Source organism: Roseomonas sp. CCTCC AB2023176, from assembly GCF_042259275.1.
In the GTDB taxonomy this organism is placed as follows: Bacteria; Pseudomonadota; Alphaproteobacteria; order Acetobacterales; family Acetobacteraceae; genus Roseomonas.
On record NZ_CP170087.1, the window covers coordinates 35,828 to 48,072 of the forward strand.

Consider the following 12,245-nt stretch of genomic DNA (forward strand, 5'->3'; position numbering starts at 1 on the left):
GGCCGACCCAGCTCTCCTGCGCGACCTCCTGCGCGAGGGCAAGCGCCTGGATTTGGCGCGACGGGGGCGGCCCATGTCAGCGGCCTCTGGCGGGAAAGGAGAACACCCCGCCAGCAGCCAAACGCAAAGAACAGACGTTCAGCGCGCGTAACGCGTGAAGACGAAGTCATTATCCCGCGGCGCCCGAGCATGGCAGGGAGAGCACGTGTTCATCAGCGCCTCGCTCAGGTTTGCCCTGCCGGCCTCGAACTGGCCGAAGCCCCAACCGCCCGTGGACGCGTAACGCGTAGAATCCTTGACGCTGAATTGAATGTTCGTAGGGGCTCCCGCGACGAAGGACTGATCCTGTCCAAACACGGCATTGTTCTCCGCCGACGGCTCGTACCGCCACGCGATCCGGGCGATGATGGCGCCATCGGGGAACGGTCGTGTGCCATCTCGGAACGCTCTCACGGCGATGTCGTTCCCGAGCATGGCCCGAAGGTCGTTGAGCCCACCCGCCTCGTGAGCCACGCTGATCAGCTGCCAGTCGCGATACCCAGCCGGTATTCTCACGCCGAAGACGGGGGACGCGTCGTCGCCCGTGCCGTCCGCCGAGGCCTGCACCAGAGAGGCGACGCACATCGCCGCAACGGCCGTGAGGACGCGCCTTTGTGTCCGTGTCATGAGGTAGGTTCCTCCTCCCATTCGGTGAATGTCTGTGAGCCGCGAAGCGGCTAGGTCGATCCGTCACTTCGCTGAACGATTGCGGGATAGCATGAACTCGGCGGCCGCCCTTGTCCCATCGGCGCAGGGATTGCCGGACGGGCCGCCGCCAGATGGGTAGCCTCGCGAGATGGGGAGATCCGGCGATCGGTGTGCAGCTTCGGCGGGCCTTGTGAGGCCCCGCTGACGATCATCGCATTCACGCCGAGTCGCGCGAGACAGATGAACGATCGAAGACGAGGGACGACCCATGCAGATCCGCCGTCTCCCGGTCGCGCTGCCGATCCGTTCCGGCGTGATGTGCCCGGCCATAACAGACAGCCAGATGCTGCCGGGCGATCACTACTCCTCCGCCCTGCTCGGGGGCGGCTAAGTTATGCCTGCAGGGAAGTTCGCCTGATCGCAGCCCCCGCGCGCCATATCCTCGCGTCGTCGCTGATCGCGGCGCCCGATCCAGACATGATTCAGCCATTGAGGGAGCCGCGCCCGAGACGGAAGGGCATGCCAAGCGCGTGACGAGCCGAAGAAAGGAGATCCCTATGGTGACATCGGTACGCGCTTTCGCACCTCCGCTTTTCAGCCTCGGTTCCGCCTTCCTGCTGACGGCCTACAGCAGCACGCCGACTCAGGGGCCGGAAACGCTGACACTGCGGGAGGGAACGCGCCTCTCGAGGGGCATTCCCACCGCCATTGCATCGTGACAGCCGGGTGGAGAACCATCGGAGTTGCCCCGCGACGTGCTGGGTTTCTCGACGAACCCGACGAACACGACTGATGCCGGCGGTCGGGGTCGTATCCCATCGCGTGGTGTAGGAGCGGTGCTCCCCGGCGGGTTGGGCCGCCGCGTCAGGCTGGCACGGCGGCGACGGTTCCCAGGGTCATGTGTCGGGCGAGCTGGGTGGCCGATTCGTCGGACTTCTCTAGCAGCAGGGCGCCAACGAGGCCGACGACGGCCGCTTCGTTCGAGAATATGCCGACGACGTTGGTGCGCCGCTTGTATGGAAGGTTTCTGGCAACCCGATTCCCTCAATTGCACCCCCTCGCTGGTTGGATGTTCGAAGCTTCGTGACCTCAACCGGAAGAGAGCCCGTCTGCAACACGCACACTGCGCGTTGCGACCTTGGATTCGGTGAGCCCGCTGGGCACGAACCATGATGCAGGCATCCGCATCGACAACAGGGCTCAGGGCGGCGGTCCCTCTCTGGAAAGCCGTTCGAGGACCACGTCATGTACCGGGCTGCCGCCACCTCCGGGCTCGTCAGACCCGGTTCGACGCTGCCGAACCGGGTCCGGACGAATCTCAGGCGGGTGGTAGTTTCTCGGCACGCAGATGCACGCCCGGGGGTACAACGCCCGTGCGCGTCTCCTGCCAGAGTGCCACCAGAAGCTTCCTCGCGAGCGCCACCACCATTGTCATGCGCGTCTGTCCGCGGCCGTCAGCTGTGCGCTGACGATACCAGTGCACAAGCGCGCTCTCCTTCTGGAACACGAGAAAGCGCCTGGCCAGCTGGACCATCCCACACCGTACGCGAGCGTTTCCGGCCCTCGACAAGCCGCGTTCCCGCCGCCGTGCTTCGCTATCGGCGGGCGATCCCGTGCGCTGTATAGGGAGCGACGGTGCGCCAGTCCCGAAGGTTGCCGGAGAGCGCCTCGTGCACGAGCGTGTCGGCCGTCTCGGTCCTGAGGCCGATGACGCGCGACAGGCTGCGCCCCACTTCCCGGGTGCCGCCGGCTCCAGACTCGTCCGCGGCCTGCAGACGACGGTCACGATCAGCCTCAACCTCAGCGATCTGGCCCTCAACGAAGCACAGCCTCGTTAGGTCGCGGTGCGGCTCGGCCAACGTGTTTGGTGGGATCGCCCCGCCGTCTGGCACGCGCAGCTCGCCGAGGTCCCTTCGGCTCCGGCGCCGGGCTGGATCGAAGCCCCGGATGCCAAGCCGCGCCAGCGCTGCCTTGAGCCGGTTGATAATACGTGTGCGTTCCCCCACGAGGTTCTCCCGCTCCCTCGTCGGCCGCCGGGCATCCTCCTCGGCAACCGTTGGCACGCTCACCATCGAGCAATGTCCGCGCTCGCCGCGCAGCCAGCCCCAAAGCACGCGAAGCAGAAGCGCTGTGTCGAGCCGGTCGGTTTTGGCGCGCCCGCGCTCCCTCGATCCCGCGCACCCTGAGCCAACGGGCCAGCCAAAAGCCGTCGCGCCCTGCCTCGTAGGCCACGACGACCCGTCGGATCTCGCGCCCCGCGGTTGAAGCCTCCTCTCGCCACCCCTCGACCAAGCGCAACAGCGCTGCCTCGTCCGGCGCAAGCTTCTTGAGCGGCCGCCGCTCCACCCCGGGCAGAACGCCTGCCACGAGCCAGGACGAGAGGCTCATCTCGATGACGACCGTCAGCGTGCCGTCTGCCTCGAAGGCCGTTGCACTCCGGCCGACTGCCGCGTGGTCCAGCATGGGGGCATCTCCAGCGTTCCCGAAGAGCGCCAGCGTGACCCGCCGGGCTCGCCCCATAGCATCTGGAAACGGTCGCCGCCGTCAGCGAAACAGGCCCCGTTGGGCTCGGCGCCGTGCCCGCCTGACCAGCGGCCAAGCCCGCCCGGAGCCACCAGTTCCTACACCATGCTCTGGGACACGACCCTCGGTTGCGGATCACTCGGCGGCGCGCGGCAACGGCGAGGCAGGTTTAGCGCGGGAAGGGTCATTCACACAGAGCAGGACCTCGTCTGATGAAGGTTGGCGAGGCCGTAGCCCGTTCACCCGCGGGTTTGCGCCTGCGGGAACTCTGCTGGCGGCCACGCCAATCCGCATGAGGCCGGCCGCATAGGGACGAGCCGATGCGCCGTTTGAGGCCTGATTCCGACGCACAGGAGACCGCATGATGCTTCCGTTCCTCAACCGCATGGCGCGCCCAAGACCCGCGTCGCGTCTCTCGCGGCGCCGGGTGCTCGCGGGCTCGGTCGGCGTCGCGGGCGCGGCGGTGGTGGAACAGGCCGTAGCCGACAGCCTAGCTGACGTGCCGCCGCGCGGCCCTGGAGCGCAGCTTTCCCCCGTGGGTTACCGCTCCGAGCACGTCCACCTCGCGCGCGTCCCAGAGTCCACGCCCGGGCGACGCCCAGTGGACCCTTCTGAGGCAATCAATTCCAAGACGCCGATCGGCCAGTTAGTCGGCTCGATCACGCCGAGCGACCTGCATTACGAGCGGAGCCACGCGGGCGTGCCGGACATCGATCCCGCGCAGCACCGGCTCCTCGTGCACGGGATGGTGCGGGAAGATCTTGTTTTCACGATGGACGACCTCCTCCGCATGCCCTCGACGTCCAGGGTTGCATTCCTCGAGTGTACCGGCAACGGATGGGAGAACTGGAAGGAAGCGCCCCCCGAACTGACTGTGCAGAACACACACGGTCTGATCAGCACGAGCGAATGGACCGGCGTCCCCCTGTCATTCCTGCTGGACCTCGTCGGTGCAGACCGGAACACCACCTGGATGCTGGCCGAAGGCGGCGATGGCGCTGCGGTCGCGCGCAGCGTCCCCCTGACGGACGAGATTATCGCGGAAGGCCTGTTAGCCTACGGACAGAACGGCGAGCCCCTTCGACCCTCAAACGGGTTCCCGTTACGACTGTTCCTGCCCGGCTTCGAAGGCAACCTGAACATCAAGTGGCTCAGGCGGCTTAAGTTCGGCAACCAGCCCTTCCTGACTCGCTGGGAAACGGCCCGCTACACCCAGCTTCAGGCCGACGGATCGGCGCGCCAGTTCCAGCTTCGGCAGGAGGTGAACTCGGTCATCACTTCACCATCCGGGATGATGCAGATTCATCCGGGCTTCAACCCCATTACGGGACTCGCTTGGAGCGGCCACGGCCGCATCACGCGCGTTGAGGTGAGCACCGACGGTGCCTTGAGCTGGCGCGACGCGGAGATCTCCGGACCAGCCCTGTCCAAGGCGCAGACTCGGTTCCAGGCGCACTGGGCCTGGGACGGTGGCCCGACCAAGATCGTCAGCCGCTCAACCGACGAGAAGAGTAACGTGCAGCCGAACCGCGCAACATTCATTGCGGCGACCGGGTCGAACGCCCTGTTCCACTACAATGCCCAGCAGACATGGGCGATCGACGGCGACGGGAGGGTCCGCAATGTCCTGGCCTAGGCACCTCCTGCTCTGCCTTCCTGCTGCCTTAACCATCGCGCTGGCGGCCTCCGCGTCCGACTTCGGCCGACCGGCGTCGCCGGACGACGTGCGGGTCTGGAACATCGACGTGCTGCCCGACGGCACCGGCCTGCCCTCGGGGAGCGGCAGCGTTGCGCGTGGTCAAGAGGTCTTCGCGGAGAACTGCGCTGCCTGTCACGGGCACCGCGGCCAGGGCGGGGTGGCTGACAGTCTGGTGGGCGGCCAGGGCAGCCTTGGTTCAGCGCATCCGGTTAAGACAGTCGGTAGCTTCTGGCCCTATGCTCCGACGCTCTTCGACTACGTGCGGCGGGCCATGCCCTTTCCGGCGCCGCAATCCCTGAGTGACGACGATACGTATGCCGTTGTTGCCTACGTGCTGAGGCTCAACGGGTTGATCCCAGACGGCGCCGTCATGGATCGCACGAGCCTACCCCTGGTTCGCATGCCTAACCGCGACGGCTTCGTTCCGGATGCAGAATTTAGGGCCATCCGCAATTCCCGCATGTGGCAGGCGGCCGGGCCGTGAGCAGAGGCCGAGCTCTGGCCAGGACGAACGGCTGCCCAGTCACCAGCCTCCCCGTCACGCCAGTGCGGCCGGGATGCTCCCGGAACAACCGCGTGACCTCGACGCGCCGTCCCGACCACCGCATCGGTCCGCCTGCGCTGTCCGCCGCACGGCTGGGCAGCGCCGCGACCTAGCATCCAAAGCCTGGGTGACCCTCCTGATGCCAAATCTTCCTGCGTCTTACTTCGGAATTGTGCTCGGCCTCGTGGGCCTCGGCAATGCGTGGCGTGCCGCGCACGGGGCTTGGGGATGGAGCGCCCTACCTGGCGAGCTGCTCGTCCTGCTCGGCGCAGGTCTCTGGCTGGCGCTACTAACCCTTTTCGCCGCGAAGTGGCTCATAGCGAGGGCGGTCGCAGTGCGAGAGGCGGCTGATCCGGTCAGCGGATCCTTCCTCGGCATCCCTGGGGTCTCGGGCATGCTGGTGGGCACCGCGCTGCTCCCCTATGACCGAACCGTCTCGGTTGCCCTATTCGCCCTCGGCCTGATCTACGCGGTCGGCTTCGCCGTGTGGCAGACGGGCAGCCTGTGGCAGGGCGGACGCGACCACGCGGCTACCACGCCGATCCTCTACCTACCGACCGTCGCCGGTTCCTTCGTCGCGGCGGCCGGCGCAGCAGCCTTCGGGTGGCAGGACTGGGGCCTCCTGGCTTTCGGCGCGGGCCTCTTCTCTTGGCTCGCCATCGAGTCCGTCCTCGTGCACCGGCTCTACACTTCGACCCCGCTGCCGGAGGTGCTCCGGCCTGTTCTTGGCATCCAACTCGCACCGCCTGCAGTCGGGTCGCTCGCCCTCCTCGCAGTCGCGGGAGAGGAAGCGCGAATGGTACTGCACGTGATGCTGGGTTACGCTCTGTTGCAGGTGCTCGTCATGCTGCGGTTGCTGCCCTGGATTCTGCGTCAACCCTTCGCCGTGTCGTACTGGGCCTTCACCTTCGGGCTCACTGCCCTCGCAACGGTCGCGCTGCGCCTCTCCAACGGAAGCTCGGTCGTTGTGACCCTCGCCCCTGTCCTCTTCACACTGGCGAACATCGTCGTGCTCGTTGCCCTAGTTGGGACGATGCGGCTGCTCCTGGCGGGACGCCTTCTGCCTATACTGGCTACGCAGGCCCGGTGATGCCGGGTGCAGGCGACATCGTGCCGACGCGGGCATCTCGCGTGGCTTAGGCGCTGCGATGATCGGTGTGCAGGGTCGAGATGACCCCGTGGGGTCCTGGGCTGGGCACCTCGCCCGGCCACTCGCGCGCTGCGTACCCGCCAAAGCCCGACCACTGGCCCGCGGCGACGCCCCGCGCCCTCGCGTCCTCCCGTCCGGCAAGCCCTCCCGCGGATCCGGAGGATTTGGCGTGCAGGACGGCTGTGAATGGGCGCTCGTCACGCGCCGAACTGGGACTGGCGCGTGCCGGAACTGCGACGGAGAGGGCATGCCATGACGAACGTATTCAGGGTTGCGGGCCACAGCCGTCGCGGCGTCCTGGCCGCGATCTCCCTACCCGGTGTTGACCAGCCCCCGTGAGGATGTCCGGGCGAGATTTTAGTGGATCATGGCTGCGGGCGGGACTGAACTGGGAGGCGTCAGGCTGCTTGGCGGCGGCGGTCGAGGCGACAGGATGACGTCCGGTGCCGGAGGGCGGTACCGCAGCGAGGAGTGCGGGCGGACGGTGTTGTAGTGGCGGCGCCAGCCCTCGATGAGGATCTCCGCCTCGGCGAGTGTGTTGAACACCTCCGCGTTCAGCAGCTCGTCCCGGAGCTTGCCGTTGAAGCTCTCCACATAGCCGTTTTCCCAAGGGCTGCCGGGCTCGATGAACGCCGTCCTCGCACCCACGCCGGTGATCCAGCCCTTCACGGCGGTGGAGGCGAACTCCGGCCCGTTGTCGGACCGGATGTGGCCTGGGGTACCGCGCAGGATGAACAGATCGGACAGCACGTCGATCACGTCCGCTGCCTTGAGCTGACGCCCAACACGGATGGCGAGACACTCGCGGGTGAACTCGTCGACCACGTTCAGCATCCGGAACTTGCGACCGTCCCGCGCCCGGTCCTCGACGAAGTCGTAGGCCCAGACGTGGTTCGGCCGCTCCGGCCGCAGCCGCACGCGGGACCCGTCACTCAGCCAGAGCCGCCCCCGTTTGGGCTGCCGCCGTGGCACCTTCAGACCCTCACGCCGCCAGATGCGCTCCACCCTCTTGTGGTTGCAGCACCAGCCCTCGGCCCGCAGGAGTGCCGTGATCCGCCGGTAGCCGTAGCGCCCGTACCGCCGCGCCCAGTCGATGATTGCCGCCGTCAGCGCCGCCTCGTCGTCGGCCGTCCGCGGGGCCCTGCGCTGCACCGAGCGGTGCTGCCCCAGCACGCGGCAGGCGAACCGCTCCGACACGTCCAGCTCCGCCGTGACGTGCTCGACGCAGACCCGACGACGCGCGGCGCTTACCAGTAATGGGATGGTCCGCCCCGACCGGCCTTTGGCAGAATGGCGGTACTGCTGAGAAGAGGAACGATATGAGTAGGACCAAGCCTCGTAATGCCGCGGTCTACGGCGTCGACCTCGGCAAGAACGTTTTCCACGTCGTTGGTCTGGATCGCTCCGGCCAGCCGATCCAGAAGGCGAAGGTTCGACGCGACACCCTGTTGCAGTTCTTCGAGTGCGCCGCTCCGGCGGTTGTTGGCATGGAGGCGTGCGCTGGATCCCAGTGGCTCGCACGAAAGATCAAGGCGTTCGGGCACACCGTGCGCATCATCCCCGCCCAGTTCGTCAAACCGTACGTGAAGTCGAACAAGAGCGACCTCATCGATGCAGCCGCAATCGCCGAGGCAGTCACACGGCCGACGATGCGCTTTGTCGAGATCAAGACGACCGAGCAGGTCGACCTGCAGGCCCTGCATCGCATCCGCGAGCGCCTCGTCACCTCCCGCACGCGCTTGATCTGCCAGATGCGGGCGTTCTGCCTCGAGTACGGCGTCGCCATGCGGCAGGGCGCCGGTGCGTTCAAGCTCGACCTGACAGGGGTGATTGAGGACGAGGAGAACGACCTCACGCCGACCATGCGTCGGCTCTTGGGCGAGCTCCGCGAGGAACTCAGTGTGCTGGAGGCGCGCATCGCAACCGTCTCGCGCGAGATCGAGGCGACCGCTGCGTCCAACGAGGTCGCTCGCCGTCTGGCATCGATCCCCGGCATCGGCCCCCTCGGTGCCACGGCGATCGTGGCTGCTGTCGGAGAGGGGCGGCAGTTCCGAAAGGCGCGCGACTTGGCGGCCTGGGTCGGGCTCGTACCACGACAGCACTCGACGGGGGGCAAGACGACCCTCCTCGGAATCAACAAGCGGGGGAACTCCTACATCCGGCGTCTGCTGATCCACGGCGCCCGCTCCTGCCTCATGCACCTGGACCGCAGCCGAGACAGGCTCGGGGCCTGGCTGGACCGGCTGCGGGCGAGGATGCATCCCAATAAGGTTGTGGTCGCTCTGGCGGCGAAGATGGCGCGCATCGCCTGGGTGATCCTGAATAGGCCTGGTGCCCTCTACGAACGGCGGGACCCCGCCTTCGCCTGAGGACACCTGCCCGCAGCTTGCGAGGTTCGAGGGAGTGATGACGAAGCAGGCGATCGGCGCAGCGTAAGCCCTTCTCGGGAAAACGGGCCTCGTGCCCTTACCAGTATCTGGGAACGCTACGCGCAGATCTCATCATGGCCTGGCCGCAACAGCGGCTCACTCGCGAGAGGCCGGATACATTGACGCAACTGCTGTCGTGATCACCAACTCGGCCCTTGCCGGGGAGGGGCGGACCATACATTCCCGAGGCAGCCTCTTTCAGGATGACCTTCTCGAGCGTCAGGTCGGCCACGGCTTTCTTCAGGCGAGCGTTCTCCCGCTCCAGCTCCTTCAGCCGCTTAACCTGGTCCAGCTTCAGCCCGCCATATTCGGCGCGCCATCGGTGGTACGTCGCCTCGCTCACCCCGATCGCCCGAACCGCGTCCACCACCGACTTGCCACCTGCGATCAGCACCTCCGCTTGGCGCCACTTCGAGACAATCTCCTCGGGCTTATGCTTCCTCGCCATCCCAGCGCCCTCCACGGCTTCGCCGGTCTCACATTACCGGCGGACCGCTTCTACGGGGGAAGGTCAGTCCCAGACCGTTGAGCCCACTGGCATTGATGATCTCTAGGATCCATCCCGGGTCGTCCTCGCCGCGGTAGATCAGCACCTCGGCCGTGACGCCGTCCCGGGTGACGTGTTCCTCGAACCGCGAGTGAATGATGGTGTAGTCGTCATACATCGGCGCCACGTCCTCGCTGCGGGTGTTCATAGCGGCTTCCGCTCATGCCATCATGTTCGAGGCGCTCCACTGGCAAGTTGCGGCACGCTTCAGACCACTCTCGCCCGAGCCGGTTCGTCCAGCCACGCAGCATCTTCTCCGTCGGCAAGGCCGTCGCCAGAGTAGTCGTCGCGCCCGCCGCCGTCAGCGGCGGGGTTAGGGTTTGCAGGCCTGAGTCGACGGCGATACCCGCTTCCACCGCGTCCGGTAGTAGCAAGTCGGCCGACAGCCGCGCCGTCGTGCCGCACCGTCACATGACCTTGCGTCGCGCGGCGTGGGCAAGGACTCCCGCGGCCGGGCGCGAAACTTGGGCCGGCTCGTGCAGCCTACGGCGGCGGCCCCGACCCGCAGCGCGACCGGGTGAAGATCCTTGCTAACCTCTTGGACGATCGGGGTCAGGGCCATATTTGCGAGACTGCACCCCATCTCTGGGCCGTACTCGTCGGGGTTTGACTCCGATGGTCACAGCACGCGGCAGATGATCGCCGCGCTCATCTCAGCCCGCCCCGACGAAGGCGAACCCGTTCCCCCGCCTCTCTGCGTAGCCGAGTCCGGGGTAGGCCCAATGATACCCAAGCATCCTCGTCCGATCCGTCGCGGCGCGGTCCAGCATGCGACGTCGCGCGCAGATCGCGAGGTCCGGCAGTGTATCATATCCGAACGGCCAGTCCGGGTGCTTGAAGGAGACGATCTCGTTCACCGCGACGTCCGCGGTGATGAGCAACCCCTCCCCGCCGGATACCTCGAACGAGAGATGTCCCGGTGTGTGGCCGGCCGTCTCGAGCGCGCGAAGGCCGGTGACGACGTCGTCACCCGGGCGGAGCAGGACGACGCGCTCGCGGATGGCACCGAGATCCCGTCGAGCACCCTCGGCGAAGGCGTGGAGGGCGGGCGGCATCCTCGTGAGATAGTCCGGGTCCATCCAGAACTCCCACTCGGACGCCCCCACGTAGTACGTCGCGTTCGGGAAGCGCAGGCCGCCACCCTCCAGCACGGTCGCCGAAACGTGGTCGGGATGGGCATGGGTGAAGGCCACCTTGGTCACGCTCAGCGGATCGATACCCGCGCGCTCCATGTCACTCGCGAGCTGGCCGTCTGTGGGCTGGTATCGTCGGCCAGCACCGATATCCACGATGATCAGGTCGCTTCCGGTCCGGAGCAGGGGGATGTTGGCCTTCGGCAGGACGGCGCCATCGCGGCAGTCCAGCTGGGCGAGGACCTCAGCGCGCTCCTCCGGTGCGCCCTCCGGTACGAGGACCTCGCCGGGTACCGAGATGAAGCCATCGCTGAGGACGGTGATCTCGAAGTCGCCCACCGTCATGCGGTAGCGGGCCGCAGCGATGGCCGAGTCCGATTCAGTCACCGGATGGTGCATTGTCCGTAGCATCGTCATTGCCGCCCATGGTTCGAATGATGGCCCAGTCTGTCCGACTACCGGATCGCCGGTCCGGAACCGCGCAACCGGGGTGCAACCCGTTGTGCGAGGAAGTCCCGCATCAGCGGCACCATCACGTCCAGCTTGTCTTCCAGCGCGAAATGGCCGGTGTCGAGCAAGTGAAGGTCGGCGTCAGGGAGGTCGCGCTTGAACGGGTGCGCGCCCGAAGCTGGGAAGATCTGGTCGTTGGCGCCCCAGGTGATCAGCGTGGGCGGGCGGTGCTGCCGGAAGTAGGTCTGGACCGCCGGGTAGAGCGGCAAGTTCGTGCGGTAGTCGTAGAACAAGTCGAGCTGGATATCGGCGTTGCCGGGCCGATCGAGGAGGGCTTGGTCATGCACCCAGTTGTCAGGGGCGATCCGCGTCACGTCGCGGACGCCGTCCGTGTACTGGAACTTCGTCGTGGCCGGCGCGACGAGGACGTTCAGCGCCCGCCGGCGCTCCGCAGAGCCGTCGGCCCAGTAGGCCTTGATCGGATCCCAGAACGCGCCCAAACCCTCCTCGTACGCGTTGCCGTTCTGAACGATGAGGCCGGTGATGCGGTCGGGATGCCTCAGCGCGAGGCGCCATCCCACCGGCGCACCGTAGTCCATGACATACATCGCGTAGCGCCGGGCGCCGAGCTGATCTAGCAGTCCGTCCACCAGGTCCGCGTAGCGGTCGAAGGTGTAGGGGAACGTCGCGCGATCAGGCATGTCGCTCTGCCCGAACCCCGGATAGTCGGGCGCGATCACGCGATAGCTGTCGGCCAGCGCCGGGATGACATTGCGGAACATGTGCGACGAGGTCGGGAAGCCGTGGAGCAGCAGCAGGACGGGCGCGTCCGTCGGACCGGCCTCGCGATAGAAGACGCCAATTCCTTCCACTGAGGCGGTGTGGTGATGCGTCACCGGGACATCTGATCGGGCCGACCGCGTCCCGTACGCGGCCTGGGCCCGCGCCGTGCCGCTCGCGGCCACGGCCGCCGCAATCCCGGCTCCGCCGAGCAGGAAGGCTCGGCGCCAGCCATGCGGGTCCGGCTCGCCGATGATCGTGCGTACGTCTCTCATAGTGTTCTCCTCCATATCCGGTGCGTTG

10 protein-coding genes and 3 pseudogenes are annotated in these 12,245 nt (G+C 66.9%); 5 read left to right on the forward strand and 8 right to left on the reverse strand.

Annotation, left to right across the window (positions count from 1 at the left end):
• Window positions 1–138 precede the first annotated feature (138 nt).
• On the reverse strand, window positions 139–624 hold the full coding sequence (locus ACE7GA_RS26550; RefSeq protein WP_376100862.1) for a cytochrome P460 family protein: 486 nt from the start codon (window positions 622–624) through the stop codon (window positions 139–141).
• Window positions 625–955: 331 nt separating this feature from the next.
• On the opposite strand from ACE7GA_RS26550, the gene ACE7GA_RS26555 reads away from it, so the two are divergent.
• On the forward strand, window positions 956–1,078 hold the full coding sequence (locus ACE7GA_RS26555; protein ID WP_376100864.1) for a hypothetical protein: 123 nt from the start codon (window positions 956–958) through the stop codon (window positions 1,076–1,078).
• A 473-nt stretch (window positions 1,079–1,551) separates the two neighbouring features.
• On the opposite strand, the pseudogene ACE7GA_RS26560 reads toward ACE7GA_RS26555, so the two are convergent.
• Both ACE7GA_RS26560 and ACE7GA_RS26565 read right to left on the reverse strand, forming a co-directional pair.
• A pseudogene (locus tag ACE7GA_RS26560) lies at window positions 1,552–1,701 on the reverse strand (IS256 family transposase); the annotation flags it as partial.
• Window positions 1,702–2,282: 581 nt separating this feature from the next.
• The gene (locus ACE7GA_RS26565; RefSeq protein WP_376100866.1) at window positions 2,283–2,801 is read right to left on the reverse strand and encodes a hypothetical protein; all 519 of its coding nucleotides are present in this window, start codon (window positions 2,799–2,801) and stop codon (window positions 2,283–2,285) included.
• A gap of 773 nt (window positions 2,802–3,574) precedes the next feature.
• Between ACE7GA_RS26565 and soxC the strand changes: the two genes are divergently transcribed.
• The 3 genes from soxC to tehA all read left to right on the forward strand — a co-directional run bounded on the left by soxC (window position 3,575) and on the right by tehA (window position 6,543).
• Entirely contained in the window at window positions 3,575–4,846 is a 1,272-nt protein-coding gene (soxC, locus tag ACE7GA_RS26570; RefSeq protein ID WP_376101000.1) for a sulfite dehydrogenase, read from the forward strand.
• Window positions 4,833–5,393: a c-type cytochrome gene (locus tag ACE7GA_RS26575; RefSeq protein WP_376100868.1), complete on the forward strand. Its 561-nt coding sequence runs from the start codon at window positions 4,833–4,835 to the stop codon at window positions 5,391–5,393. The genes soxC and ACE7GA_RS26575 overlap by 14 nt, the downstream gene beginning before the upstream one ends.
• A gap of 199 nt (window positions 5,394–5,592) precedes the next feature.
• Window positions 5,593–6,543, forward strand: coding sequence for a dicarboxylate transporter/tellurite-resistance protein TehA (gene tehA, locus ACE7GA_RS26580; RefSeq protein ID WP_376100870.1), 951 nt, complete (start codon window positions 5,593–5,595; stop codon window positions 6,541–6,543).
• 417 nt (window positions 6,544–6,960) lie between these two features.
• Here the strand turns inward: tehA and ACE7GA_RS26585 are convergent.
• Window positions 6,961–7,857 (reverse strand): annotated as a pseudogene (locus ACE7GA_RS26585) (IS3 family transposase); the annotation flags it as partial.
• A gap of 65 nt (window positions 7,858–7,922) precedes the next feature.
• Here ACE7GA_RS26585 and ACE7GA_RS26590 point away from each other — a divergent pair.
• The gene (locus ACE7GA_RS26590) at window positions 7,923–8,972 is read left to right on the forward strand and encodes an IS110 family transposase (protein WP_376100872.1); all 1,050 of its coding nucleotides are present in this window, start codon (window positions 7,923–7,925) and stop codon (window positions 8,970–8,972) included.
• A gap of 241 nt (window positions 8,973–9,213) precedes the next feature.
• Here ACE7GA_RS26590 and ACE7GA_RS26595 read toward each other — a convergent pair.
• From ACE7GA_RS26595 to ACE7GA_RS26610, 4 genes and pseudogenes are all read right to left on the reverse strand, one after another.
• Window positions 9,214–9,480 (reverse strand): annotated as a pseudogene (locus ACE7GA_RS26595) (transposase); the annotation flags it as partial.
• A gap of 28 nt (window positions 9,481–9,508) precedes the next feature.
• Window positions 9,509–9,727, reverse strand: a complete 219-nt coding sequence (locus ACE7GA_RS26600; protein ID WP_376100874.1) for a hypothetical protein — start codon at window positions 9,725–9,727, stop codon at window positions 9,509–9,511.
• A 505-nt stretch (window positions 9,728–10,232) separates the two neighbouring features.
• Window positions 10,233–11,099 (reverse strand): MBL fold metallo-hydrolase, encoded by an 867-nt coding sequence (locus tag ACE7GA_RS26605; protein ID WP_376100876.1) that lies wholly within the window; start codon window positions 11,097–11,099, stop codon window positions 10,233–10,235.
• A 68-nt stretch (window positions 11,100–11,167) separates the two neighbouring features.
• Entirely contained in the window at window positions 11,168–12,217 is a 1,050-nt protein-coding gene (locus ACE7GA_RS26610; protein WP_376100878.1) for an alpha/beta fold hydrolase, read from the reverse strand.
• Between the last annotated feature and the right edge of the window lie 28 nt (window positions 12,218–12,245).

Excerpts from the sequence above, each read along its gene's own strand:
- ACE7GA_RS26610 (WP_376100878.1), bottom strand. The coding sequence starts at position 12,217 with ATGAGAGACGTACGCACGATCATCGGCGAGCCGGACCCGCATGGCTGG.
- tehA (WP_376100870.1), top strand. The coding sequence starts at position 5,593 with ATGCCAAATCTTCCTGCGTCTTACTTCGGAATTGTGCTCGGCCTCGTG.
- ACE7GA_RS26600 (WP_376100874.1), bottom strand. The coding sequence starts at position 9,727 with ATGAACACCCGCAGCGAGGACGTGGCGCCGATGTATGACGACTACACC.
- ACE7GA_RS26590 (WP_376100872.1), top strand. The coding sequence starts at position 7,923 with ATGAGTAGGACCAAGCCTCGTAATGCCGCGGTCTACGGCGTCGACCTC.
- ACE7GA_RS26555 (WP_376100864.1), top strand. The coding sequence starts at position 956 with ATGCAGATCCGCCGTCTCCCGGTCGCGCTGCCGATCCGTTCCGGCGTG.
- soxC (WP_376101000.1), top strand. The coding sequence starts at position 3,575 with ATGCTTCCGTTCCTCAACCGCATGGCGCGCCCAAGACCCGCGTCGCGT.
- ACE7GA_RS26575 (WP_376100868.1), top strand. The coding sequence starts at position 4,833 with ATGTCCTGGCCTAGGCACCTCCTGCTCTGCCTTCCTGCTGCCTTAACC.
- ACE7GA_RS26550 (WP_376100862.1), bottom strand. The coding sequence starts at position 624 with ATGTGCGTCGCCTCTCTGGTGCAGGCCTCGGCGGACGGCACGGGCGAC.